Genomic DNA, 26,573 nt, shown 5'->3' with positions numbered 1-26,573 from the left:
CATGAGTAGCGAAATCATTACCGTGGAACGTAGCGGAAAAGTTCATCACGCAGAAGGCGATGCCGCGCGTCTGGATGCCTACATTCCGTCGGAATGCCCGCAGAATCATGCGGCCAACCTGCTCCATCTGCCAAACGGCGATGTGCTGTGCGTCTGGTTCGGCGGCACACAGGAAGGGATTGCAGATATCTCTATCTACATGTCCCGTCTGGTGAAAGGCAGCGATAACTGGAGCAAAGCCGTTAAGCTGTCTGAGGATGCTACGCGTTCCGAACAGAACCCGGTTCTGTTCCTCGCGCCGGATAATGTGCTATGGCTACTGTATACCGCGCAGAAATCCGGTAATCAGGACACCGCCATTGTGCGCTACCGCCAATCCACGGATTTCGGCACCACTTGGGGCGAGATCGGCACATTGCTCGACCAGCCGGGAACGTTCATCCGCCAGCCAATCACCGTGCTGGCAAACGGCGACTGGCTGCTGCCAGTGTTCTACTGCCGCGTTCAGCCGGGTGAGAAGTGGGTCGGCAACAACGATGATAGCGCCGTGAAAATTTCCAGCGATCAGGGTAAAACCTGGCGGGAATATCCGGTGCCAAACAGCACGGGCTGCGTACATATGAACATCACCCCGTTGCAGGATGGTACGCTGCTGGCGCTATACCGCAGCCGCTGGGCTGATTTCATCTACCAAAGTCGTTCAACGGATGGCGGTAAAACCTGGTCAGATCCCGTGCCGACCGATTTGCCCAACAACAACTCATCTATTCAGGTGACGACGCTGGAGAATGGCCATCTGGCGCTGGTGTTCAACCACATGAGCGCCGCCGATGCCACCGAGCGCCGTCTGTCGCTGTACGATGAAATCGAGGATGAAGAAGACAAAGCCAGCAATGCCAAAATGCCGGAAGTTCAGGCGGGCAGCCGCAGCGCCTTCTGGGGTGCCCCACGTGCACCGATGACGCTCGCCATTTCGGAAGATGGCGGTAAGAGCTGGCCGTGGCAGCGTAATATTGAAGTGGGCGACGGCTACTGCATGACCAACAACTCAACCGAGAAGCTGAACCGCGAGTTCTCTTACCCCAGCGTCAAACAGGCGCAGGACGGTAAACTGCACGTGGCGTTCACCTACTTCCGTCAGGCGATCAAGCACGTCGTGGTAAGTGAAGAGTGGGTCAAGGCGAACTAAACCACGCTACTTTTTCTCTTTGTCAGCGGGGGCTATCCCCCGCTATACCCGGGATATTATTATGATTGCAGGAAACCTAAACGCCCTCAAACTCGCTACGCTGCCTGATGCACTCTGGACCATTCTGTCTGCACCCGGTATGTCGTTAGCTGAACTGAATGCGCTGCCCGAAGGCCGCTATCAGCCGGAAGGTGCCGACTGGTTTTACAATATCGGTACCGTGAATACCGCACCGCGTGCCACGCGACATACCGAATTTCACAGCAACTACCTCGATATTCAGTTGATTCTGGAAGGCGAGGAAATTATCGGTTACGGTCTGAATGATGTGCATGGCCAACCCGCGACCGAGCGTAAGCCGGATCTCTACATTCTGGATAACCCACAGGTGCCGCATCAGATCCATCTGCGGGCAGGCGACTTCGTCACGTTCTATCCGGGCGAAGCCCATCAGGCGCTGTGTGCGATTAACGACAGCCCTGCTCCGGTCAAAAAAGCCGTGTTTAAAATTCCCGTCGCGTTGTTGTAAATCATAGCGTTGTCATTAACACGGTTGCATCAAAACCGTTAAGTCCGAACGAAGGAGACATTGCATGTCAGCTACAGCCCCTAAACACGCCCTGATTACCGGTAGCAGCTCAGGGATCGGTGCCGCCATCACACAAAAATTACTGGCGGAAGGCTGGCGGGTAACCGGCCTGTCGCGCAAGCCGGGTGACTATTCACATCCACACTTTACCCACCGCGCGGTGGATATCATGGATACGCCCGCGCTGACGGCCATTCTGGACGAAATTGCGCAGGTTGATGCCGTCATCCATGCCGCAGGCATCATGAAAGCTGCCCCGCTCGGCCAACTTTCGCTGGAAGACGGTGAAACGCTATGGCGATTGCATATCAACGCGGCGCAGGTGCTCGCCGACCGTCTGGTCGATAAGCTGCCACAAGGTGGCCGCATTGTGCTGCTGGGCAGTCGCACGTCGAGCGGTTCAGCGGGACGCAGCCAATACGTCACGACAAAATCTGCGATGATCGGCATGGCAAGAAGCTGGGCGGCGGAATTGGCGCCACGCGGCATTACGGTGAACATCGTCGCACCGGGTGCCACAGAAACCCCGATGCTAACAATGCCGGGCCGTCAGAGTTCTCCACCGAAGCTGCCGCCAATTGGGCGCTTCATCCAGCCGCAAGAAGTGGCCGATCTGGTGGGCTACCTACTCTCCCCATCTGCCGCAGCCATTACTGGCCAGCAGTTGGTGATGTGCGGCGGCGCATCGCTGTAATTCATCACGATTTCCATAACTCGTAGTTCATAATTCCTAACTCATTGTTCATAACTCATTGTTTATAACTACAGGCCAAGATTCTTAAACGGAGATTGGCCTGAATTATTTCCCCCTCCCTTATGCGCCTCCTGTAACTCGCATTATGTAGAGAGATATCACTCTCTTTTATTATGAATACATCCATCCGAAATAATTAACAAAAGAACAATAAAGAAACACAGCCCAATAAAATAGAATCAATTGATCTTAGTCAATTTATCAACATTATTATTAACTACCGAAAATTAAATATCACCTACACTATCTGAACGCATGAAAATAATAAAAACAGCAACCTAAAAAAAACATTCGTTAACTAATAATAATTTACCTCCCATGTTCCTCAAAGACAAATAAAAAACCAATACATTGATATTTAACAAATAAAAAATTTAAAAAATAAAGAACCAGAATATATAGTGGCACTAATATTCAGGCCGGTATTTTCCTGCCTATTCCACCATTCAGAGATGACGAATTAGGTTTCTCTTATAGCGCTTTACTGATATAGACAAATAACCGCAGGAGATTTTCGTATGGATAATGACGCATTAGCACCAGAAAGAAATCATTTCCCGTTTAATAACAGCATATTGAATAATGAAAAAATGGCTACGTTGGGTGGCGTAAAAAAAACCTCCAGCGTCGCGGAGCAAGAGCTCCTTACCCCACGCATGCAACGTCTTCGCGCCCGTTATTTAGAAGCGCGCCCCAGTATTTCTATTTATCGCGCACTGGCCTTCACCGAGGTGGCGAAGCACAATCCTGGCCTGCCGCCTATTCTGTTACGGGCAAAATCCTTTCGTAAAGCCTGCGAAACCGCTCCAATACTGATTCAGGACGAGGAGCTGATCGTCGGGCATCCCTGCGGTAAACCGCGTGCGGGGGCGTTCTCTCCCGATATTGCCTGGCGCTGGGTACGAGACGAACTGGATACCATGAGTACCCGTCCTCAGGATCCTTTTCAAATTTCAGAAGAAGATAAAAAAACCATCCGTGATGAGATAGTCCCGTTTTGGCAAGGCCGCTCGCTGGATGAGATTTGCGAGACACAATACCGTGAAGCGGGCGTCTGGGCATTCAGCGGAGAAACCTTCGTCAGCGATCTTTCTTACCACCAGATCAACGGCGGCGGCGACACCTGCCCCGGTTACGATGTGCTGCTGTTCACCAAAGGCATGGAGGGCATCAAAGCTGATGCGCAGGCGAATCTGGCTCAGCTTGATATGGAAGAACCGGATAATATCGATCGTATCTATTTTTATAAGGCTGCAATTGAAACCTGCGACGGCGTCATGGCGTATGCCCGCCGCATGGCGGCACACGCACGGGAACTGGCGGCACAGGAGACAGATGCTTCACGGCGCGCTGAACTGCTGACCATTGCAGAAATCAACGAGAACGTGCCAGCCCATCCTCCCAAAACGTTACAGGAAGCACTGCAAAGCATCTGGACGCTGGAGTCGCTGTTTGAAGTGGAAGAGAACCAGACAGGGATTTCACTGGGGCGTGTCGACCAATACTGTTACCCGATGTATGAAGCCGACATTCAGTCCGGTCGCCTGACACGCGAGCAGGCACTGGAAATGATGCAGATGTTCATTCTGAAATGTGCGGAACTGATGTGGATGTCCAGCGAAAGCGGTGCGAAATATTTCGCGGGCTATCAGCCGTTCATAAACCTGACGGTCGGCGGGCAGAAGCGTAGCGGAGGCGATGCCTGTAACGACCTGACTTACCTGATCATGGATGCGGTGCGCTTCGTGAAGGTGTATCAGCCGTCACTGGCCTGCCGTATTCACAACCAATCCCCTCAGGCGTATCTGGAGAAAATTGTCGACGTCGTTAAATCAGGGATGGGCTTTCCGGCATGTCACTTTGATGATTCCCATATCAAGATGATGCTGCGCAAAGGCTTCGACTTTGAAGATGCGCGCGACTACTGCCTGATGGGCTGTGTCGAACCGCAAAAATCAGGCCGCATTTATCAATGGACCTCCACGGGCTACACCCAGTGGCCGATCGCCATCGAGTTTGTCTTAAACCGCGGCCGTATGATCCTGTTCGATCGCGTTCAGGGGCTGGACACTGGCGACTTGAGCACGCTGGAGACCTTTGAAGATTTTGATCGCGCAGTGAAAACGCAGATCGCACACATTATCCGTCTGTCCGCGATTGGCACCGTGATCAGCCAGCGCGTACATCGTGATGTCGCGCCCAAGCCGCTGATGTCCCTGCTGGTCGAAGGCTGTATGGAAAAAGGACGGGATGTGGCGGCCGGTGGTGCCGTCGTCAATCACGGGCCGGGGCTCATTTTCTCCGGGCTGGCGACTTACGTTGACTCCATGGCGGCTATCCGCAAGCTCGTTTATGAAGACCGCCAATACACGCTGGAACAACTACGTGACGGCCTGTTGGCGAATTTTTCAGGCTATGACGAACTAAGAAGAGACTGCCTGAATGCGCCGAAATACGGCAATGATGATAACGCGGCCGACCAGCTTGCGCGGGATATCACCGAATGGACGGAAAAGGAGTGCCGTCAGTACAAGATGCTCTACTCCACGTTTAGCCACGGCACATTATCGATCTCGAATAACACTCCAATCGGTGAACTGACCGCAGCCAGCGCGAATGGCCGACTGGCATGGGCACCACTCTCCGATGGGATCAGCCCAACGCAAGGGGCTGACAAAAAAGGGCCAACGGCAAGCATCAAATCTGTCAGCAAAATGAATGTGGAAAGCATGAACATTGGCATGGTGCATAACTTCAAATTCCTCAAAGGCATGCTGGATACGCCAGAAGGCCGCAACGGCTTGATTTCCCTGCTGAGAACATCGTCCATTCTGGGTAATGGGCAGATGCAATTCAGCTACGTTGACGATGAAGTATTGAGGAAAGCCCAACAAACGCCGGAGCAATACCGTGATTTGATCGTGCGTGTCGCGGGATACAGCGCCTACTTCGTTGAATTATGCAAGGAAGTTCAGGATGAGATCATTAGCCGCACCATGATCGATAAGTTCTGATCGCCACAGCGCCTAAAGGAATTCGCAGCATATCGTCGAGCAGGGACGCTGACGGTGACAGAAGGAGGCATCGCAATGCAACACGCGCAGAAAACCACAGGACGACTCTTCAATATTCAGAAGTATTCGATCTACGACGGGGAAGGCGTCCGCACGCTGATCTTTATGAAAGGTTGCAATATCCGTTGCCCCTGGTGCGCAAACCCAGAGGGGATCAGCAACGCCTATCAGATCATGTTCTCTCAGGATAAATGCATCGACTGCGGAAAATGTGCGGAGGTTTGCCCGACGGGTGTTCACCGCATGCAAGCAGACAGCAGCGGCCAATGGCACCATCATCTCGATCGCACAGCGGACTGCATTGGTTGCCGAAAGTGTGAAACAGCCTGTCTGTCCGGCGCGCTGGACGTCATAGGACAAGAGATGACGGTTACGGAATTGATGGAAATAATCATGCAGGATTACCCTTTTTATCTGTCCTCTGGCGGCGGCGTCACCCTGAGCGGCGGAGAAATGAGTCTACAAACGGATTTCGCTGTCGATCTGCTCACCGCCTGCAAACGCATGATGATTCACACCGCGGTCGAAACACAGGGCACAACCCTGAAATCCCACTACAGCAGATTAGCCGCCGTAACGGATTTATTTCTTTTTGATATCAAACACATTGATACCCAGCAGCACAAGGCGCTGTTTGGCGTTGGGAATGAAAACATACGGCGCAATCTGGAACATCTGGTCGGGCTGGGAGCCGATATCGTCATTCGTATGCCACTCGTTCGCGGCTATAACGATTCGTACGATGCGGTTACCGACGCCATTCACTATGTCCAGACGCTGGCACAGCGCGGCAATATACAGCGCATCGACGTACTGCCCTACCACCAGCTAGGCCGCAAAAAATACGACAGGCTGGGGATGATTTACCCAATAAACGAGGACCCCAGTTACAACGAAGAAGAGTTAAATCGTTTGGAGACGTTCTTTAACGAATTTGATTTCGATATTCGTCTGGTTCGTCATTAAAGAAAAAACCAAATAGCGTATTATTAACATAAGTCGGGAGCAATATATGTCACTGAGAAAGCAATCATGGCTTTGGATGTTATTAGTTATCCTGTCAGAAACGTCTGCTACCTCTACGTTAAAAATGTTTGATAATAGTCAAGGGATAACAAAAATAGCGTTATTAGCGGTAATTATTCTGCTGTACTGCGTTTGCTATTATTCGCTATCAAAAGCGGTAAAACATCTTCCCGTGGGCTTAGCCTATGCAACCTGGTCCGGTACGGGGATTTTATTGGTTTCGACGCTCAGTATTATCTTTTACGGCCAGCGTCCTGATATTCCGGCCATCATTGGCATGAGCGTGATTGCCGCTGGCATAGCAATCATGAACCTCTTCTCTAAGATGGGCGCTGATGAACAGCCCGAAATACTCACGGACAGTGTTCAGAACCCACCGTTAAACACCAAAATCATCCATTAAACGTAAGGATACCCATCATGTTAAACGGATTCCTCTGGCTGGCACTTTCCATTGGTTCAGAAATTACCGGCACGTCAATGATCAAAAAAACCGATGGATTTAAAAAACTCTCACCTTCCGTTATCGTGATCCTCGCTTATTGCCTTTGCTATTTTTCATTAACGCGGGCAATGGGCTACTTACCCGTAGGGATTGCCTATTCCCTCTGGTGCGGCTTTGGCATCGTCGGCGTAACGTTTATTTCGATGCTGCTTTATAAACAGAAACCGGATCTCCCCGCCGTCTTCTCTATGGCGTTAATTATCAGCGGGGGAATTATCATGAATATGTATTCGAGCATGTAAAAGACATTGATTTTATTACACCTGTCAATAAACACTCATCATCCCACTCAGCACCACGGTATCTACATCGCGGGGCCGTTCAGGCCCCACTACACTCGTTCACCATTATCGGCCGGTAGCATAATATCGAATAATATTAGATAAAAAAAATAAAAATTCAAAAAATAAAATTATCCATAATTATGAAGTCACTCATTAATAAAAAAATAAAACCTAGTTAAGTTAACAATAAGCACCCTATTTAATAGCGAAAAATGATTATTTTCACCTTGAACAAAAAAAAGTAATAACTATACTGAAAAACTCTTATCATTAAGAAAGTCCACATCTTGATTCAATGCCATATCTAATATCCCATCGGAGGGGTGAGCATGTCTTGTAATGATAAATTTAATAAAATCATAGAAATGGAGTTATTTGATCCAAGAATAAGGCATCATATTTCATCACGTGATTATATGGATTTGACGGTAAAAAGAATGAGGGTTATTTTTCAAGATGGATTGATTAATAATGAAATGTGGTTGGGGCAAGAAAACCAGGAGCAGTTTGATGAACTCTGTAAAAACGTCGCTTTATTCGGCACGTTAGATTTATCATTAGGCATATCTCTTGCAGCACACCTCATTGCAGGAAATGTAATATTTACGCAATCCAGCCCCAGTCAGATAAGGCAATATCGAGATGAGGTAATTAACTTAGATCGTATCTATTCCTTTTGCTGCACAGAAATAGCCTGTGGTACTAATTTACGCAATATAAAAACCACCGTCACTTACGATCATCTACAGCACAGACTGATACTCGATTCTCCAACGCCTGATTCTGCGAAATTCTGGATAGGAAATGCACTTTATTCCGCTACCGTCGGTATGGTATTGGCAAGACTGATCGTTAACGATCGTGATGAAGGCATTCATTGGTTTCGAGTACCGTTGAGAGATAAAGAAGGTGAGAATTTACTTACCGGCATCAGTGCTATTTCTTGCGACCCCAAAGGCGGTGTGGAAGGATATCAAATCTCCGGCCTTCGGTTTAATCAGGTCAGTTTGCCCCTTGAAGCGATGATGCAGCGCCATTCTGAAATTACTTCCGATGGCGTGTTTTATAGTCAGACGTCCAAATCCCAACGTTTCGCGTCACTATTTGAAACCTTTTTGCAGGAACGCATTTTTCCATTGAGCAGCGGTAGCCTGTCTGCAGCAGCCGCACTTTATATTACCTATAAATATTCTGAACACCGAGTCACATCATTAAAGCCAACATATCAAACCTTAATTATGGAGCCATTATTTTGTCAACGATTATACCCCGAGTTACTCAAAGCATTCTCTCTGCACGTTTTGAATAATGTTATCATTGAGCAATTCAAAATGAATTGGGAAGATAAAAGCACGCATAAACAATTGCAGATTTTAGTCGCCGTCGGAAAATACTTAGGGTCATCACTGGGGTTGGAAATCCTACGCAAATGCCGGGCGATGTGCGGGGCTCAGGGTCTACATCACTACAACCAAATTATGTCTATGCAGATTGACTATGAGGCTAATATTACCTTTGCTGGTGATAACTCCGTCATGTCTTATCAGATTGCCAAGTATATGATTGGATTAAATAGATTTAAAAATCATGACATTAAACCAGAAAACATCGCACAAGAAATAGAAAAGAAAGTGGTCACCGCCTGCAATCAGCGCCGATTCACCCATGCAGAAGCACAGGCTCTTACCTATACTTACGCACTGGATCTTATTATTCAAAACATCCAAAAAACAGGCATTTTAGAGAGTGACATGCTACAAGACCTCAGCAATAGCTTTACACCGTATATGTCAGATACCCTATCTTTCAATATCATTAACCCGACGATAGAAAAGATAAACTATTTGATGAAGATACTTACTCCACCAATTGAGTTAATTACCGCACCAATCATTACTCCTAATTACACAGAAGAGTTTACTTCAGAGCTTTACGCGATGTCATAAATAGTTAATTAACATTTCACCTGCCTCCCGGAGAAATATACCATGAATGTACCTATATCTAACCTGATAGATAGAGATGATAGCGCAAAGTCAAAACAAATCAGAAAAGTCATTATTGAATATGGTAAGGAACTGCGAAATAAACATCCTATTCTAAATCATCAGGATCTATTAGGATTTAGTGCCTTAACTGCAATCACAGTCGTGATGGTACTCAGTTCCTTATTCTATTTTTATGGTTATCTTCCCTGGTGGGCTTGCCTGATAGTCAATACGCTATGTATTTCTGTTGCACATGAAATTGAACATGACCTAATCCACAATTTATATTTCAGAAAAAATCGCTTTATATACCATATGATGATGACCGTAGTCTGGCTAATGCGTCCCAGCACAGCAAGTCCGTGGATGAGGCGTGACGTACATCTACTGCACCATCAGGTATCAGGCTCTGAACATGATGTAGAAGAGAAGTTTTTAGGTAATGGTAGAAAATGGGGACTTCTACGAATTTTAATGCTTAGTGATTTAGTTGTCGCCGCCGTTGTTATGATGAATAATGCCAAAACGCCTTTGGAGAAAAAGAAATTGCTTTCATTTTCCGTCAAAGCATTTTTCCCCTTCGCCGTCATCTACTCGGTAATATGGTATTCTTTTTTAATTTTTCACGGCGTAAACCTTTATTTTATATTAACAGAAAATCCAGTAGTCTGGTCTCAAACCATGATGAGTGCCATTCACTTTATTAATATCTCCGTGGTAATCATTGTTGGCCCCAATATGCTATGGTCATTCTGCTTACATTTTATCTCGTCAAACCTGCATTACCATGGTGACAATGAAAGCGGAAATGTCATTCAGGAAACACAGGTTCTTAATCCCTGGTGGCTCTACCCCATTAATTTCTTCTGTTTTAATTTTGGCAGCACACATGCAATACATCATTTTGTCGTGAATGAACCCTTTTATATAAGACAGCTATCAACACCCGTGGCGCATAAAGTCATGAGGGATATGGGCGTTCGGTTTAATGACTTCGGTTCTTTCAGCCGCGCGAACCGCTGGAACCAGAATCAATAATGAAGAAAGGCGGCGCTTTCTGAAGCGTGGCATCGGATAGTGGCTGCCAACCATCGCAATATATCAACGGCCGAAATCTCTGCTTTGGCCGTTGATACTCGACGCGAGTCTCTTTTCAGGAAAAACACGATCATGTTGCCAAATAGCTATGCAACATGCAGCACAACACGTCTCTCCTGTTAGCTGCTGGCGCGGGGTTCAAAGATAAACTTCACTTTTTCCAGTACGGGTGGATGTTCGTCATTGTCCATCATGGCAAGCACCAGACGCCCGACCTCCGCGCCCAGCTTTTCATAGTCAAGCTGCATCGCGGTCAGCGTCGGGAACGTATGCTCACATTGTTCAGAACCATCCAGACAGGCAATCGCCAGATCGTAAGGAACTTTCATCAGGCGGCGCTGGCATTCAAAGAGCGCGCCTAGCGCAATTTCCTCATGACTACAGATAATCGCATCCAGCTCCGGCTGATTTTGCAGTAGCTCCGTCATGGCATAGCGACCAAACTGTAGGCTGGGAGCTTCCGGGATCGTAATTTTCAAATCCGCATTGTGATAATGCGCCAGCATGGCTTTATTCCAGCCATTCAACTGCTGTTTTTGCAAACGGTTATCCGTATGCGCACCAATATAAGCGACGTGGCGATATCCCTTTTCCAGCAGTGACATCGTCAGTTGTTCCGCCGCTTCGGCAAGGGCAATATCAATGTTGATATTCGCATTCAGCGCGGCTGCGCCGGACACATTCACCGTAATGACGTTGCTGGCCTGGATGATGTCCTGGGTTCGTTGCGAAAGCTGCGCACTGAATAACACCAGCGCCGCTGGCCGCTGCTGCAAGAGTTTTTCAACCATGCCGGCTTCGGTGTGCTGGCGATATTCATGGCAGCCCATAATTATCGACACATTATGTTTGCCCACCGCCTGCTGTAATGCCTGCACAAAACGCACGCTGGCGCGATCTTGCTGAAAAGGATAAAGCACCGCGATAGCGGGTTGATAGGATGAGGCCAACGCCCCTGCGGCGTGGTTCGGTACATAGCCCAGCGTTTTGATCGCATCATGGATTTTCTTCTGTGTGGCATCGGAAACCAGCCCCGGCTCCCGCAACGCGCGGGACACTGTCATCGCACCAACACCGGCGTGACTCGCAATGTCCTGTAGCGTGACGCGATTCGTGCTCTCGGTGAGCTGGCTAGCCTCCTGATTAGGTTCATAGCCTAATGTTCTGGCGGCCAGTTCCACTTTGCTGCGTAGCTTCTCAGAAACCAGATCGGGCTTACGCATCACGCGCGATACCGTCATCGTTCCTACGCCCGCGTAGTCAGCGACATCCTGTAGCGTAACCTTACCGGTACTGCGACGCTTACGCATGCTCACTTCCTCTCCATTCGTCATTTTTCTCATCGCACAGCGGTATTACACCGTCCGAACATGCTGCGTCATTCACGCCCTGTCATCACCGTTGATAGTGTGCCTGTGCCGGTTCGAGTGGACAAATAAAGGCCCCGCTTGTGCTAAGCCGGTCACAGTTAATGATACACATATCAGTTAGCGCTATCTTTTTAGATGTTAATCACATTATTTTCGCAATCAGCACACTATCCTGCGTTCAGAATGATACAGAGGTGACTCTAATGCTTAACACTTTACTAACACCAGACGTTGTTCAGATTTTGCCTGCCTGTGATGATTGGCGTCACGCTATCGCCTTGTCCTGTAAGCCTTTATTGGATAACGGTTCGATTGAACCTACCTATATTGAGGCTATCTATCGCTCTCATGAAGCCATCGGTCCTTACTATGTCGTCGGCCCCGGCATTGCCATGCCGCATGCCCGTCCGGAAGACGGCGTGAATCAACTCGCTGTCAGCCTGACGCTGATTCGTGACGGCGTGGTTTTCCATTCTGACGGTAACGACCCCGTGCATTTGTTGATTGTTTTAGCCGCCACGGACAGCAATAGCCATATCGATATTATTTCACAGCTCGCTCAGTTGTTCGACACACCTGATGACGTCGCCGCGTTACTCCGTGCGACGGATATCGAACAGGTGCTTTCCGTTATTTCTCGTTATTAATTGCCACCAGAGGGACACACATTATGAAAATTACAGTCGTATGCGGTAACGGTCTGGGTACCAGCCTGATGATGGAAATGAGCATTAAAAACATCGTGAAAGAACTCGGCGTGGTTGCTGATGTGGATCACGTGGATTTAGGTTCGGCGAAAGGCACGGACAGCGACATCTTTGTCGGCACCAAAGATATTGCCGATCAGCTCATCGCGCAGGCGGTGGGAGGGAAAATTGTGTCCCTGAATAACATGATCGACAAAGTGGCGATGAAAGAACGCCTGTCGGTCGCCCTGACAGAACTTGGCGCTTTATAAGCGGAGGATCAAAAATGGAATTCTTCCGTTTTTTAATGAGTGATGTGCTGTCTGAACCCTCAATACTGGTGGGTTTGATCGCCCTTATCGGCCTGATTGCACAAAAGAAACCTGCCACGGAGTGCATCAAAGGCACCGTGAAAACCGTGATGGGTTTCCTGATCCTCGGAGCAGGCGCCAGCCTGATTGTGTCCTCACTGGGTGATTTCGCCGAGATTTTCCACCATGCATTTGGTATTGCCGGTGTAGTCCCTAACAATGAAGCCATTGTCGCCGTCGCGCAAAAGAACTTCGGCACCGAGATGGCGATGATTATGTTCTTTGCGATGGTCATTAATATCGCCATCGCCCGCTTTACGCCGTGGAAATACATCTTCCTGACCGGACACCACACGCTGTTTATGTCGATGATGGTTGCCGTGATTCTGGCGACAGCAGGAATGAAAGGTGTGCTGCTGATTACCGTTGGGTCGCTGGTCGTCGGGGTATCGATGGTGCTGTTCCCTGCCATTATTCACCCGTATATGAAGAAAGTCACAGGCTCGGATGACGTCGCCTTTGGTCACTTCTCTGCGATATCACAGCTGCTGTCAGCGTTTATCGGCAGCAAGTTTGGTAATAAAGAGAAATCAACCGAAGACATGGAAGTGCCGAAGAGTCTGCTGTTCCTGCGTGATACGCCGGTCGCCATCGCGTTTACCATGTTTTTCATCTTCATTTTCACCTGTCTGTTTGCTGGCCCTGAAGCGGTGAAAACGATGAACGCCGGTGGGAAAAACTGGTTCATGTTTTCGCTGATTCAATCCATTACCTTTGCCGCCGGCGTGTACATCGTGCTGCAAGGCGTGCGTATGGTGATTGCGGAAATCGTGCCCGCATTTAAAGGCATTTCGGACAAACTGGTTCCCAATGCTAAACCGGCATTGGATTGCCCCGTCGTCTTCCCTTATGCGCCAAATGCCGTTCTGGTCGGCTTCCTGAGCAGCTTTGCGGCTGGGGTGGTCGGTATGGTGCTGCTCTATCTGTTGGGTATGACGGTGATCATTCCTGGCGTCGTGCCGCACTTCTTCGTCGGCGCAGCGGCCGGAGTTTTCGGTAACGCCACTGGCGGGCGTCGCGGCGCGATTTTAGGCTCTTTTGCCAACGGACTGCTGATCACCTTCCTGCCCGTTTTCCTGCTGCCAGTGCTGGGCAGTATCGGACTGGCAAACACGACATTCAGCGATTCCGATTTCGGCGCGGTGGGGATCCTGCTGGGCATTATCGTGCGCTAAGCCCGCATGATTAATCTCATCCGACACCAGTTTTAGTTTACGGAGGCAATGATGGAATTCTATTTAGATACGGCTGATGTGGCCGCAGTAGAACGGCTTGCTGGCGTGTTACCGATTAAAGGCGTGACCACCAACCCGAGTATTGTCGCACGCGGAAAAGCCGATATTTATACCGTGCTACGTGAGATGCAGGCCGTTATCGGCCCAGAAGGACAGCTGTTTGCTCAGGTGATGGCGCGCGATCCTGACGTGATGGTGGCAGAAGCACTGAAGCTCAGAGACGTGATTCCTTCTCTGGTCGTCAAAGTACCAGTGACACATGCAGGTTTAGTGGCAATTAAGCGATTGACAGAGCTGGATGTTCCCACCCTCGGCACCGCCGTCTACGGCGCGGGGCAAGGATTTTATGCCGCGCTGGCGGGGGCTCGCTATATCGCGCCTTACGTCAACCGTATTGATGCACAGGGTGGCGACGGGATTGCACTGGTGAAAGAGCTGCAAACCCTGATTAACCTGCACAGCCCGCAAACTCAGGTGCTGGCAGCCAGCTTTAGGACGCCACGTCAGGTTCTGGACTGTCTGCTGGCCGGGTGTCGGGCGATTACCGTTGACCCTGCCGTTGCCGAGCTGTTCCTGCAAGACCCCGCGGTTGACGATGCCCTTAACCGGTTCGATCATGACTGGCAGGCACGTTTCGGTCATGCCGATCTAGGCTGACTGATGGCAAAACATCATCCGCCTCTCGGGTGGTGCGTCCAACATAACCGTGTTCTCAAAACGATCGCATTGCCACATGCGGTCGTTTTGCCAAAAGCATCAATGCAGGACGAACTCGCGGTATTTTTCCACCAACGTCAGAAAATCATCCAGGCCGCATAAAGACAGGCTCTCTTCGTCGTAATAACTCATGCCTTCTTCCAGCTCATCCGTGGTAAAAGACAGCTGATTTGCCTGCACTATCACTTCTTCTTCATCCAGCGACAGCGTATATTCATGACCCACGCGCCGCCACTGCCGCTCACTGCCCGCAACAGAGCGCGCTGCTTCTTCAACGTCAGTTAATACCGTTAGCTGGCCTTTTACTTCTTCATTGAACCAGTGCCCGATCGCTTCATGTCCCATCGACATACGAACGATGACCTGGCCTGTCACATCCCGCAAAAATTCATAGTCCATGATGCCATCCCCACTGTGATGTTTCTTCTGTTCAGTTTAGTCGCCTATGCGCCCCACCGTCGTGACGCACCTTCACCTTTGATGTTGCAGATGCACAATGCCCGCAGCCAACAGCCAGCGAACAGGCAACGTGAAGTATGAAAACAGGCAGAAAAAAAGGAGGCACAAGGCCTCCTTCGGTGTAGAGATGCGAACTATAGCGAGTTAGACAGTCGTCTGGAAGATCACGCCGTCAGCTTTCTCGGTATATTGACCTAACTGGTCAAAATTCAAATAGCGATAGGTGTCCTGCGCGGTTTTATCCACCTGCGACATGTAGGTCTGGTACTCTTCTGACGTCGGCAAGCGACCCAGCAGAGAAGCGACCGCAGCTAGCTCAGCAGAGGCCAGATACACGTTAGCACCGGTGCCCAAACGGTTCGGGAAGTTACGGGTCGAGGTAGAAACGACCGTCGCACCATCCGCCACGCGCGCCTGGTTACCCATACACAGCGAACAGCCTGGGATCTCGATACGCGCTCCGCTCTTACCAAACACGCTGTAGTACCCTTCTTCCGTCAGCTGTGCCGCATCCATCTTGGTTGGCGGCGCAACCCACAGGCGGGTCGGCAGTTGGCCTTTGTGGCTATCCAGCAGTTTACCTGCCGCACGGAAGTGCCCGATGTTAGTCATACAGGAACCGATGAAGACTTCATCAATCTTCTCGCCCTGCACGTCAGACAGCCAGCGCGCATCGTCTGGATCGTTCGGCGCACACAGGATCGGCTCTTTGATGTCAGCCAGATCGATGTCGATCACCGCGGCATACTCGGCATCAGCATCCGCTTCCAGCAGTTGCGGATCGGCCAGCCATTTTTCCATGCCCTGAATACGGCGCTCCAGCGTACGGCGATCGCCGTAACCTTCGGAGATCATCCACTTCAGCAGCACGATGTTAGAGTTCAGATACTCGATGATCGGCTCTTTATCCAGCTTGATCGTACAGCCAGCCGCAGAACGTTCCGCTGAGGCGTCGGTCAGTTCAAACGCCTGCTCGACTTTCAGATCCGGCAGACCTTCGATTTCCAGAATACGGCCAGAGAAGATGTTCTTCTTCCCTTTCTTCTCAACGGTCAGCAGACCTTGCTTGATGGCATATAGCGGGATGGCGTGAACCAGATCGCGCAGGGTAATGCCCGGTTGCATTTTGCCTTTGAAACGTACCAGAACGGATTCCGGCATATCCAGCGGCATCACGCCCGTCGCGGCAGCAAACGCCACCAGACCGGAGCCCGCAGGGAAAGAGATACCGATTGGGAAACGAGTATGGGAGTCACCGCCCGTACCAACGGTATCCGGCAGCAGCATACGGTTCAGCCAAGAGTGGATAACGCCATCGCCCGGACGCAGTGAGACGCCGCCACGGTTCATGATGAAATCAGGCAGCGTGTGGTGCGTGGTCACGTCAACCGGCTTCGGATAGGCGGCGGTGTGACAGAATGACTGCATCACCAAATCGGCGGAGAAGCCCAGACAGGCCAGGTCTTTCAGCTCATCACGGGTCATCGGCCCAGTGGTGTCCTGTGAACCAACAGAGGTCATCTTCGGTTCGCAGTATTCGTCAGGACGAATACCCGCGACGCCACAGGCACGACCTACCATTTTCTGCGCCAGCGAGAAGCCTTTTTTGCTGGCTTCCACTGCTTTGGAAATACGGAACACGTCGCTGTGCGGCAAGCCCAGTGACTCACGCGCTTTGGAGGTCAGACCGCGGCCGATAATCAGTGGAATACGGCCACCGGCGCGAACTTCATCCAGCAATACGTCGGTCTTCAGTGCGAACGTCGCCAGCACTTCATTGGTGTCATGACGGCGTACTTCACCTTCATACGGGTAAATGTCGATCACATCGCCCATATTCAGATCGTTCACATCCACTTCGATCGGCAGCGCACCGGCATCTTCCATGGTGTTGAAGAAGATCGGGGCGATCTTGCCGCCCAGCACCACGCCACCGCCGCGTTTGTTCGGAACGTAAGGGATATCTTCACCCATGAACCACAGCACGGAGTTGGTTGCGGATTTACGCGATGAGCCTGTACCGACGACGTCGCCGACGTAAGCCAGCGGGAAGCCTTTCTTGTTCAGTTCTTCGATCTGTTTGATCGGGCCGACGGCACCAGGCTGATCGGGATCGATGCCTTCACGGGCGTTTTTCAGCATCGCCAATGCGTGCAGCGGAATATCAGGGCGTGACCAGGCATCAGGTGCCGGAGACAAGTCATCCGTGTTGGTTTCACCGGTGACTTTAAAGACGGTAACGGTAATTTTTTCCGCCAGTTTCGGGCGGGACAGGAACCACTCGGCATCAGCCCAAGATTGAATCACTTTCTTGGCGTGCGCATTGCCTGCTTTCGCTTTTTCTTCCACATCGTAGAAGTTATCAAACATCAGCAGCGTGTGGGACAGCGCTTCAGCGGCAATCGGTGCCAGTTTGTCGTTGTCTAACGCATCAATCAGCGGATGGATGTTATATCCACCCTGCATGGTACCCAGCAGCTCAACCGCTTTTTCCTGGCTAACCAAAGGGGAAGTGGCTTCGCCTTTAGCGACGGCAGCCAAAAAACCGGCCTTCACATAGGCGGCTTCATCAACACCGGGAGGGACGCGATTAATCAGCAGATCAAGCAATGCTTCTTCTTCGCCTGCCGGGGGATTCTTGAGTGACTCAACCAGCGCGGCCATCTGCGTGGCATCTAACGGTTTAGGAACAATCCCCTGCGCAGCCCGCTCGGCTACGTGCTTACGATATTCTTCTAGCACGACGTTCTCCTCGCTCTCATTGTCTTCATTATGCCGGCGCTCTTGTTCCCAATTGTGGTGTCCATGCCTGGGTGTCAGCGTGTGGATGTAAGGTAGTAGAGTGTCCGGTCCAGCCTCGTCAGCATATCAGGATTTGAATTGATTGTTAATTCGTTCACATAATAGCAACATTAATTTTTATTCAACTACGCTATGTGCCCCATTTCACTATCACTGAAAAATACCGACATCAGCAGAATAGCATGTCCCCGACGGCGCACACTAACTATGCTGAGTTAACCATACAATATGTGAGTTTTTAACAACGTAAGGCGATTCATCATCACCCGGTGGCGCAGTGATAATCAGAATGTTCGCAATAGAGTCAGGAAAAGTGTTAACAGATGATAAGAGCCCCTACGGCAACGATGCCGGATGACCTCTTTGACTCAGGAAAAGACTTCATGAAGATAAACCGGTATCTGCAAACGGCCTTCGTCACGGCCTTCGCGTTCACCGCATCTGTCTATGCCGCCCCCATTGAACTGGAGGGGTTCAGTTTAACGCGTGATATTCCTTGCAATGGCAATGATGTCACTATTTCAGGTAACGGCAACAACATTGTACTAACCGGTCAATGCGCCGCGATTTCCATCATGGGTTCCGAGCATAATGTCACATTCGATACCGCGACATCGCTCACCGTGACCGGCTCTGAGATTGCCGTTACAGGTCAATCAACGGGCAACCTGACCGTTGCCGCGTATAAAAACACCATCCGTACGCACATTGTTGCCGATGATAAGCCAGTAAAGGTGAACGTAACGGGCACAGAACATCATCTCGACCTGGATTTTAAGGGGCCCACAGTGGTTTCTTTCAATGGCATCAGCAACCACCTCTCGTGGGGAGGAACAGAACCACGCCTTTCCTCTAGCGGCGCCAATAACGTCATTAAACAAAAGCCATAACGCGCCCTATTCTTTCCTCGGAGAGACACCCGACAAACGGGCCACTGCGATGAAAAACATGACGACCCAATCGATCACTGACCGATTGGGTCGTCATGTTTAGGACAAAAATATCGCATCTCTCCCCTTAGGGAGAGATCACATCAGGCCTTAAACGTCAGCCACGGTCGCAGCCGTGCCACGGGTTGAATCAGCCCTGACCGTTCCTGAATATCAATCACAGGCGTAACCGGCTTATAAGCCGCCGGCGCTTCTTCCCGCAGGCGCTCATCCTTCAGCGTGATGCATTGCCAGGGCAACGTCTCTGCCTGTTTCGCCGTATCGATCTTATTGCGCATACTTTGCCGACGTTCGGCACGCCCTGCGCCGTGTGAACACGACCACAGCCAATCAGGGTTCCCCTTCCCAGTGACGAGATAAGAGTAGTCCCCCATTGAGCCGGGGATCAGCGCGAATTCTCCGGCTTTGGCAGGCGTCGCGCCTTTGCGATGCAGGTTCATTCCGTGTTCCGGCAGAATAATGTTATGCGAGAGATCGACCACCAGCCTGCTGGTATCCCGCGTAAACACCTGCTTCCAGGAGGAACGAATCAGTTCAGTCAGCACGATCCGGTTGATCCACGCATAGCGAGCAGCAACGCCCATCGCTTCCATATAGTCTGTCGCCTGCTCATCAACCAGACCAAACAGTCCAGACGCCGGGTATTTTTCTCCCGCAGGCCAGCAGGCTCGCGCTTTATCGATCCCACGCTGGCCGACATAAAAGCCCACGTCCCGTGAACCGGTATGAATCATAATGACGACTTCACCTTCTTGTACGCCAGCCTGATACGCCGCATGCCGATCCAAAACCGCATCGACAATTTGCAGCTCAACGAAATGGTTACCCGACCCGACAGTACCCAGACTGGAAGGCCGCAGAATCTCGCGCAGTGCAAAAAACGGTTCAGGCGCATGTCGACTATCGGCGCGAACCGCCTCAGTTCCGGCAATGGAGCCAAGTTCCGCCGACAAGCGTCGGAAGTCTACGTCTTGCCAGAGCCCCTGCAAGGGCAGCGCCGCAAGCCATGTCGCGAGCCCTTCATCAAAGAGTGCGGAAAACGAATCCGGCGTCACAGGAACATCACGCTGATCCAGCAGCAATGTGTTCTTGAGCGCCTGAATCAGCGCCGGTTTATGTACGTCAGCATCAGTATGATGTACGCCCGTCGTCAGCAAGCGCATCCCGCAGTTAATATCGGTCCCAATCGCCGCAGGGATAACAAAGTTCTCCGTAGTGGCAACAATGCTGCCGACGGGCGCAAGCGTGCCGGGGTGGAAATCCGGTGTCGCGCGAGCGGCGCAGACGTGTGCATCGCTGCCCGGTAGGTGTACCGAGGCGAAATCCAGCAGTTGCTGAACCGCCTTTTCTTCCAGCGGCAACGCTTCCGGCAACAGAACCTGCGCTTCTGCATGCTGCCTGCGAAGATGATAAATAGAATGTTGGTAATTGGTGTCTATCCCCAAACGGGATAAACGTTTTTGTAAACGAGTGAATGTAGACATGATGCTACCTGGAAAAAACAGAAAATCGCTCCTCCCGTTTCGAGGAGAAGGTTGTTTTTCCTGCAGCAGCAGATTCAGGAAAGGATGTCCGATTATTCTAAGGAGGAACGCCCTGATTGTAAACCGCTACGGCGTCGCGCGGGTGCCCCATCCTCAACGTTGCCGAGCGTCGTCATTGTGCTCACGGTATAGTAAACTGACTACATTAGTCATCTCTAAATTAGCCAGTCGCGCAGGACGGTATGAACATGACGTTAAGCAATTCGGATCGGGAATTCATGCAGGACGGTGCGAAAAAAGCCGCGGCGCTGCTGCGCGCGATTGGCAACGAGAACAGGTTGTTGGTGCTTTGCCTGCTTATCGAACACGGTGAAATGTCGGTGGGTGCGCTGCTTGAACATATCCCGCTCAGCCAGTCCGCCCTCTCACAGCATCTGGCGAAAATGCGTGAAGAAGGATTGATTAGCTATCGACGCGAATCTCAAACGCTGCACTACCGCATCGAAAATCAGAATGTAGAAACGATCGTCGCCACCTTAAAAGGCATTTTCTGCCCCTGATAGCAGCAATAAAAAATTTCCGGGAGAAATTTTTAACGTTGCGCAGCAACAGCCCGCAGGATGGCGGCCAGGGATGGCACGCTATAAAAAACGCCACAGCACAATGGCACCGTGGCGTTCGCGATTCAGTATGACGGATATAAAACTTAGAACGACGTCTTCACGTTAACAAAGAAAGTCCGCCCCGGTTCGTTATAGGTTGCAGCACCCGCACCCGCGATGGTAACCACGTTACTGTTCACCACATCCTGCGCATTACCGGCACGGAACAGGCGTTTATCAAACAGGTTCTCAACACCACCCGTCACGCTCAGGTTCTTATTAAACGTATAGGTACTGCTTAACCCGAACAGCGCATAAGGGCTTAACTCATTGGTCGCGCTACCCGTTACGCTCTCACCTTTGTAGTTATACTTCTTCGGCTTCTGGCGACCATACCAGGTCACATCGGCCAGGAAGGAAAGGTTCTCTGTCGCCTGCCAGTCCACTGATGAATTCAGGGTAAACTCCGGCGTAATCGACAGATAGTCGCCCGTAGTTTTATTCTTCGACTCCAGCATCCAGGTCAGGTTGTTACGCCAGTTGATGGTCTCCGTGACAGGAACGGTCAGGTTACCTTCCAACCCCTGAATGACGGCTTTCGGCACATTGCCCCACTGGAATATATTGGCGTTGGCATATTGAGAATTAGTCCCGCCCACCGCTTTACCGATGACATTGTTGCCTGCTTCGATCTTGTTACGGTAATCGTTATGGAAGTAGGTGATGCCAGCGATCAACCCATCACGGTGAAACTCCAGACCGATCTCTTTATTCAGGCTGGTTTCCGCTTTCAGGTCTTCATTACCGATCAGATAGCAAGACGTACCGCCGGCACAGCCCTGTCCACGGCTATAGAGCAGGTAATTCTCGTTGGTCTGGTACAGGTTCGGCGCTTTGTAAGCACGGGCGATACCCAGCTTCAGCGTGTAATCGTCACCTAATTCCTGCGACAGGTTGAGCGACGGGCTCCAGTTGGTGCCTGCCGTGCTGTGATGATCGACACGTAGCGCTGGCGTCAACATGGTGCTGTCCGTCAGTTGGACGTTATCTTCCACAAAGGCGGAAGCCAGACGAGCGGCGGATTTCTCACTGCGACCACTGCTGCTCAACGACCCCACACTCCCCGCTTCGGTCGTCGTCTGCGTGTTCGAAACCGGATCTGTCATCTTCTGCTCGTTCCACTCAACCCCGAGCGTGAGTACCTGATCGACCCAAAGATTCAGCGGAATATTCACTTCGTTGTGCGCGGTGAAGTTATCCAGTTTTATCGTGCCATATTGGTTCGGACTCGTTGTATCAAAAATCCCTTCTAAACCGCCGGACAACCCCTCAAGGATACGGGTATTGTGCGTACGCTCGTATTGCAGATACGACGTAGAGCTGACGCCGCTGTCCCAGTAGCCGCGATGCGTTACCGCAAAATTCTGGCGGTACATGCGGTTGGTTTCCTTACCGTAATTGCTAACAACGAGCGGGTTCGTGTTGGTATTTTGCGAATCACCCGCATAGATGTTGCCCTGACGGCTGGAACCCGCTTCAAACTCCAGTGACTGTTGCTTGGTCATATCCCAGCGCAACAGACCGTTGATATCTTTATTACGCACCCCTTCGCGTCCGGAAGGCAGTGAAGCTGACTGATTACCCGCACGTGCAGACTGATGCCCTTGGTTAATATCGCGTGCATCAGCCTGGGTTTTATTCAGGTTGCCGTACAGACGGAAACTCAGACTGTCGGTCAGGCCGCCCATCAGGCTGAAGTCGGTACGCTTGGTTGCACCTTCCGAGCTATGTTCCGGCGCGTTCAGGTAGGTGTTCCAGGTGCCGTGCCATTCCTGGCTCGGCTGCTTGGTGATGATGTTAACCACACCGCCCGCGGCACCGTTACCATAGCGCGCCGCCGCCGGACCGCGCAGCACTTCAATGCGTTCCACCATATCGGCAGGCACCCAGTTGGTGTCACCGCGGGTATCACGTTCACCGCGCCAGCCGTAACGCACGGCTGTACGGCTCGATACTGGCTTGCCATCCACCAGAATCAGCGTGTTTTCTGGTCCCATACCGCGGATATCGATCTGGCGATTGTTACCACGCTGGCCACTGGTTGAGTTACCGGACAGATTGACGCCCGGCATGGTGCGAATCAGATCTGACAGGTCGTTAGCGGGCGGACGCTTGCTGATATCCTCAGCCGTAATCACCGACACGCCCGGCGCCTGACGGGTTTGCTCTGCGGCCGTCACCACCATCGTATCGCCCGATGCTTTACTTTCCGCCTGATTCTGCACCTGAGGAGCAGGTTCTGTAGAAGGAGTGGTCGAGGTCTGCGCAGCGCTCAGAAACGATGTCATCCCGCAGCTAACGCCAATGAGCGTCGCCAGATAACGACGCGATTGTGGTAGTTTCATCAAAATTATCCTGCCCTGTAAGAAATGAATAAGTAGCCTGAAAAAGGAGCAACATCGCAGCTGGTACAGCGACACCTAACGACAATCAGCAAAAGTGCTGAATAACGGCGGAGATAAAACGCGCAGATATGGCGGTTATCGGGAGAGAAGCGTCATGCCGACGGGCATCACGTGGTGTTGTTATGAAATACGGTCTGTCATCAATCAGCCCTTTTCTCCGCATTGCCGGAAATGGAAAATGCATTTATCGTGCAATGTGACGTCCCCAACGAAAAATGCTATTGAGAAGTATTTGCATTACCATTTTGGCGCGGTCATTGTTACATTTGTCATTCAGGACGGGGTTTGCTCTAGCAGCAAAATGTTTTGCCAAAGCATCAAAATGGAAGGCGCAGGTCGAAGGTTTTAATCAGGTAGGTAATCACGTGCGCAGCTTCACACAGTCATCAAAGCCGATCTATAAAGATCACATCGTTCAGCAATCCAGCCTGGTCGCGAACAATTACCGTTTTATCGGCCCCCGGCTGATCGATAACACGCCGGTGCTGTTCGGCTCGTTCAGCGTCGTGCAGCTCAATCCACATCTGATCCTGCATACGGCGGATGTGATTAATCGCCACAACATGAAAACCCAAAATCTGCTGGATGACGCCATCAAGATCGCCATCGTGGTGAGCGGTAATGCGCACATCTCATTTGGCCATCAGGAGCTACATCTGGGGGAGAAACAACCGGCTTCGCTGATTGCGTTGACAGAACCAACGATGTTTACCCGTATCGGCAAACGTGATGAATATGAGCGAACGATTACGCTAACATTCGACAGAGAATGGCTGTACGGCAACATGATGGATACCGTTGGCGACTGGCAGGCCATCCACGATTTCACACAGACCCATCTGGCAACGCATCTATGGACGCCGTCCCGACAGGCACTGGCCATTGCCTTACAAACGCTGGACGCTGAACCTTGCCAAACGCCGCTCCAGCGCCTTTATTTGGAAACGCAGTGTATGGGCCTGATTATCGAGGCCTTTACGTCATTGACCGCCAGCGTAGCGCAGGAAAAAAGCAGCGGCGTCACCCTGCGCGGCTACCATCGCATTCAACAGGTCAGAGAGATGCTGGAAAGCGGCAGCGCCGATCAGCTTTCGATGAGTGAGATAGCCAAAAGCGTCAACATGAGTGAAAGCACGCTACAGCGCCATTTTCGTCAAACATTCAATATGAGCGTGTTTGAGTACCTGCGTAACAGTCGCTTGCAGCGCGCCATGCTGGCCTTGCAAAAAGACGGCATAGGTATTGCGCAAGCGGCCAGCATCGCTGGTTACAACAGCCCCGCCAACTTTGCCACGGCACTGCGCCGTGCATTCGGGATTACACCGGGGCAGTTGAAAGACCGCTTCTGATTCTGAATCACTAATAACCAAATGGAATTTGTTATTCCGTTTGGTTATTAATCGCTCTTCAGCGATGCGCAGTAAATTAGTGCTTTATCTGCCAGCACACATGACTATCCATGACCAATCAGACTGATATCACCGCAGCGCTTGCCCACCACATCATCCATAGCGAACCCAATCGGGAAGCGATTGATGCCGCCCGTGACGGAGTCACTGACTTCATCTCTACCGCGCTCCCGATCGCACAGGGAGCGATTGCCGATAGCGGGCTCGCGCCATTAAAGCAAGTGTTCAGCGGCACGGACAGCCTGACGCGTAGTCTGATTCTGGGCTATTCCGGCCACGTACTGGACTTTGACGATTACCATCCGGCGTTTCGTGGACACCCCAGCACCGTCATTCTGCCAGCGCTGTTTGCCCTTGCCGCTGAGGCGTCATCCGTAACGGAAGAGGCGTTTTTGACGGCGTATGTGATCGGCGTGGAAGCGGCGGGCAGAATCGGGCTGGCATGCGGCCCACGTCATTACAGCCTCGGCTACCATAACACCGCCACGCTCGGCGCTATCGCCGCTGCCGCGGCCGCTGCACGTCTGGCTGGCGCGTCGGTGGAACAGACACAGACCATTCTTGGTCTGGCTGCCACGCAGGCCACAGGGCTACGGGCGCAGTTTGGTTCAGCGGTCAAACCGCTACATGCGGGGCTTTCAGCCAGAGCTGGGCTAACCGCCGTCAAGCTAGGCTTGGCGGGTTTCGAGGGCAACACACAGCAGGTGATTGACGCCTTTCTTGCCGCGCACGGCGATCAAAAACAGCAGCCGGAGCTGCTGGTTGAAAACTGGGGTGCGCCGTGGCGCATGCTTTCTCCCGGTCTGGAGTTCAAGCGCTATCCAACCTGTGGCGGCACCCACAGCGCTGCCGAGGCGGCTTTTGCCCTGCGGGAACAGTGGCATAAGCAGAATGGTGCGAATGCCGATCTGGCTGATGCCATCGAACAGATCACGGTGACTTTCCCACCGGGTGGTGATGTTGCACCGTTTATCCGTAACGCGACAAACGGCGTAGAGGCGCGGTTCAGTCTGGAATATGTGATTGCGGCGGCGTTGATTGAAGGGGAGTTGAAGCTGGCACATTTCTCAGAAGCACCGGTTGAAACCACGATCTCTGCGCTGGCAAATCGCGTCATACGCCGCGCCGATGAAACCGCCCCACCCGATGAGCTTGACCCGGAAGCACGTTTTCATGAAGTTACGCTGCACTTGCGTAACGGCAACACGTTAGTCCAGCGCACGACTCGTCAGGAAACTTCCGCACGCCCCACCGATCTCCGTGCCAAGCTGCGGCAAACTCTCGGCTCGCTGACGCATCTCGACAGCGACCAGATCGCCGACCGCTGCGCATTACGGCATGACGGCGACTTGCGCTATTTGCTTGGGCTGTTGTTTTAACAACATACTGTTTTAACAAGATGCGAGGTGCTGTCGATAACCCTCATTATCGACAGCCCTATTACCGACAATACTATTACTGGCAATACCATGAACGCCAATACCCTTGCCGACAACCACCACGCCGTCAGATCGAA

Annotated in this window: 21 protein-coding genes and 1 pseudogene; 17 read left to right on the top strand and 5 right to left on the bottom strand. The window is 51.3% G+C overall.

The window, feature by feature from the left end:
- Position 1 precedes the first annotated feature (1 nt).
- The 9 genes and pseudogenes from AB8809_RS03775 to AB8809_RS03735 all read left to right on the top strand — a co-directional run bounded on the left by AB8809_RS03775 (position 2) and on the right by AB8809_RS03735 (position 10,447).
- Positions 2-1,189 carry an exo-alpha-sialidase gene (locus tag AB8809_RS03775; protein ID WP_205947589.1) on the top strand — a complete coding sequence of 396 codons (1,188 nt, stop codon included), beginning with the start codon at positions 2-4 and terminating at the stop codon, positions 1,187-1,189.
- Between the two features lie 61 nt (positions 1,190-1,250).
- Positions 1,251-1,718, top strand: coding sequence for a YhcH/YjgK/YiaL family protein (locus tag AB8809_RS03770; RefSeq protein ID WP_015841677.1), 468 nt, complete (start codon positions 1,251-1,253; stop codon positions 1,716-1,718).
- A gap of 64 nt (positions 1,719-1,782) precedes the next feature.
- Complete coding sequence (locus AB8809_RS03765; protein WP_127156305.1) at positions 1,783-2,472, top strand: SDR family NAD(P)-dependent oxidoreductase; 690 nt, start codon at positions 1,783-1,785, stop codon at positions 2,470-2,472.
- Between the two features lie 698 nt (positions 2,473-3,170).
- Positions 3,171-5,546 (top strand): annotated as a pseudogene (gene cutC, locus AB8809_RS03760) (choline trimethylamine-lyase); the annotation flags it as partial.
- Positions 5,547-5,621: 75 nt separating this feature from the next.
- Positions 5,622-6,572, top strand: coding sequence for a choline TMA-lyase-activating enzyme (gene cutD, locus AB8809_RS03755; protein WP_180778571.1), 951 nt, complete (start codon positions 5,622-5,624; stop codon positions 6,570-6,572).
- Positions 6,573-6,618: 46 nt separating this feature from the next.
- Complete coding sequence (locus AB8809_RS03750) at positions 6,619-7,035, top strand: multidrug efflux SMR transporter (RefSeq protein ID WP_194431073.1); 417 nt, start codon at positions 6,619-6,621, stop codon at positions 7,033-7,035.
- Between the two features lie 17 nt (positions 7,036-7,052).
- Positions 7,053-7,379 carry a multidrug efflux SMR transporter gene (locus AB8809_RS03745; RefSeq protein WP_015841682.1) on the top strand — a complete coding sequence of 109 codons (327 nt, stop codon included), beginning with the start codon at positions 7,053-7,055 and terminating at the stop codon, positions 7,377-7,379.
- Positions 7,380-7,750: 371 nt separating this feature from the next.
- A complete protein-coding gene (locus AB8809_RS03740; protein ID WP_349854547.1) occupies positions 7,751-9,367 on the top strand; it encodes a hypothetical protein in 1,617 nt (538 codons plus the stop codon).
- Positions 9,368-9,409: 42 nt separating this feature from the next.
- Positions 9,410-10,447: a fatty acid desaturase gene (locus tag AB8809_RS03735; protein WP_182100569.1), complete on the top strand. Its 1,038-nt coding sequence runs from the start codon at positions 9,410-9,412 to the stop codon at positions 10,445-10,447.
- 179 nt (positions 10,448-10,626) lie between these two features.
- Here AB8809_RS03735 and AB8809_RS03730 read toward each other — a convergent pair whose 3' ends face one another.
- Positions 10,627-11,817 (bottom strand): LacI family DNA-binding transcriptional regulator, encoded by a 1,191-nt coding sequence (locus AB8809_RS03730; protein ID WP_182100568.1) that lies wholly within the window; start codon positions 11,815-11,817, stop codon positions 10,627-10,629.
- Between the two features lie 263 nt (positions 11,818-12,080).
- On the opposite strand from AB8809_RS03730, the gene AB8809_RS03725 reads away from it, so the two are divergent.
- From AB8809_RS03725 to fsa, 4 genes are read left to right on the top strand one after another with little or no spacing between them, the layout of a single operon-like run.
- Entirely contained in the window at positions 12,081-12,524 is a 444-nt protein-coding gene (locus AB8809_RS03725; protein WP_015841684.1) for a PTS sugar transporter subunit IIA, read from the top strand.
- A 23-nt stretch (positions 12,525-12,547) separates the two neighbouring features.
- Positions 12,548-12,835: a PTS sugar transporter subunit IIB gene (locus AB8809_RS03720; RefSeq protein ID WP_015841685.1), complete on the top strand. Its 288-nt coding sequence runs from the start codon at positions 12,548-12,550 to the stop codon at positions 12,833-12,835.
- 14 nt (positions 12,836-12,849) lie between these two features.
- Positions 12,850-14,109 (top strand): PTS ascorbate transporter subunit IIC, encoded by a 1,260-nt coding sequence (locus AB8809_RS03715; protein ID WP_180778566.1) that lies wholly within the window; start codon positions 12,850-12,852, stop codon positions 14,107-14,109.
- Between the two features lie 51 nt (positions 14,110-14,160).
- Positions 14,161-14,826: a fructose-6-phosphate aldolase gene (gene fsa / locus AB8809_RS03710; RefSeq protein ID WP_342411577.1), complete on the top strand. Its 666-nt coding sequence runs from the start codon at positions 14,161-14,163 to the stop codon at positions 14,824-14,826.
- Between the two features lie 99 nt (positions 14,827-14,925).
- Here the strand turns inward: fsa and yacL are convergent, their stop codons facing one another.
- Both yacL and acnB read right to left on the bottom strand, forming a co-directional pair.
- Positions 14,926-15,285 carry a protein YacL gene (yacL, locus tag AB8809_RS03705; RefSeq protein WP_349854548.1) on the bottom strand — a complete coding sequence of 120 codons (360 nt, stop codon included), beginning with the start codon at positions 15,283-15,285 and terminating at the stop codon, positions 14,926-14,928.
- Between the two features lie 204 nt (positions 15,286-15,489).
- Positions 15,490-18,087, bottom strand: coding sequence for a bifunctional aconitate hydratase 2/2-methylisocitrate dehydratase (acnB, locus tag AB8809_RS03700; RefSeq protein ID WP_015841689.1), 2,598 nt, complete (start codon positions 18,085-18,087; stop codon positions 15,490-15,492).
- A 443-nt stretch (positions 18,088-18,530) separates the two neighbouring features.
- Between acnB and AB8809_RS03695 the strand changes: the two genes are divergently transcribed.
- Entirely contained in the window at positions 18,531-19,037 is a 507-nt protein-coding gene (locus AB8809_RS03695; protein ID WP_349854549.1) for a DUF3060 domain-containing protein, read from the top strand.
- Between the two features lie 143 nt (positions 19,038-19,180).
- Here the strand turns inward: AB8809_RS03695 and AB8809_RS03690 are convergent, their stop codons facing one another.
- Positions 19,181-20,581, bottom strand: coding sequence for an RtcB family protein (locus AB8809_RS03690; protein ID WP_349854550.1), 1,401 nt, complete (start codon positions 20,579-20,581; stop codon positions 19,181-19,183).
- 248 nt (positions 20,582-20,829) lie between these two features.
- On the opposite strand from AB8809_RS03690, the gene AB8809_RS03685 reads away from it, so the two are divergent.
- Positions 20,830-21,141, top strand: coding sequence for a metalloregulator ArsR/SmtB family transcription factor (locus tag AB8809_RS03685; RefSeq protein WP_349854551.1), 312 nt, complete (start codon positions 20,830-20,832; stop codon positions 21,139-21,141).
- Positions 21,142-21,287: 146 nt separating this feature from the next.
- On the opposite strand, the gene AB8809_RS03680 is transcribed toward AB8809_RS03685, so the two are convergent.
- On the bottom strand, positions 21,288-23,588 hold the full coding sequence (locus AB8809_RS03680) for a TonB-dependent siderophore receptor (protein ID WP_349854552.1): 2,301 nt from the start codon (positions 23,586-23,588) through the stop codon (positions 21,288-21,290).
- Positions 23,589-24,013: 425 nt separating this feature from the next.
- Here AB8809_RS03680 and AB8809_RS03675 point away from each other — a divergent pair, with 425 nt between their 5' ends.
- Positions 24,014-24,997, top strand: a complete 984-nt coding sequence (locus AB8809_RS03675; protein WP_043881834.1) for an AraC family transcriptional regulator — start codon at positions 24,014-24,016, stop codon at positions 24,995-24,997.
- 110 nt (positions 24,998-25,107) lie between these two features.
- Positions 25,108-26,436, top strand: a complete 1,329-nt coding sequence (locus tag AB8809_RS03670) for an MmgE/PrpD family protein (RefSeq protein WP_349854553.1) — start codon at positions 25,108-25,110, stop codon at positions 26,434-26,436.
- Positions 26,437-26,573 lie beyond the last annotated feature (137 nt).

Origin of the sequence: Pectobacterium aroidearum, assembly GCF_041228105.1 — a bacterium.
Taxonomy (GTDB): domain Bacteria; phylum Pseudomonadota; class Gammaproteobacteria; order Enterobacterales; family Enterobacteriaceae; genus Pectobacterium; species Pectobacterium aroidearum.
Note: the sequence above shows the minus strand (reverse complement) of the source record. Positions and strands in the feature narration are given on the sequence as shown.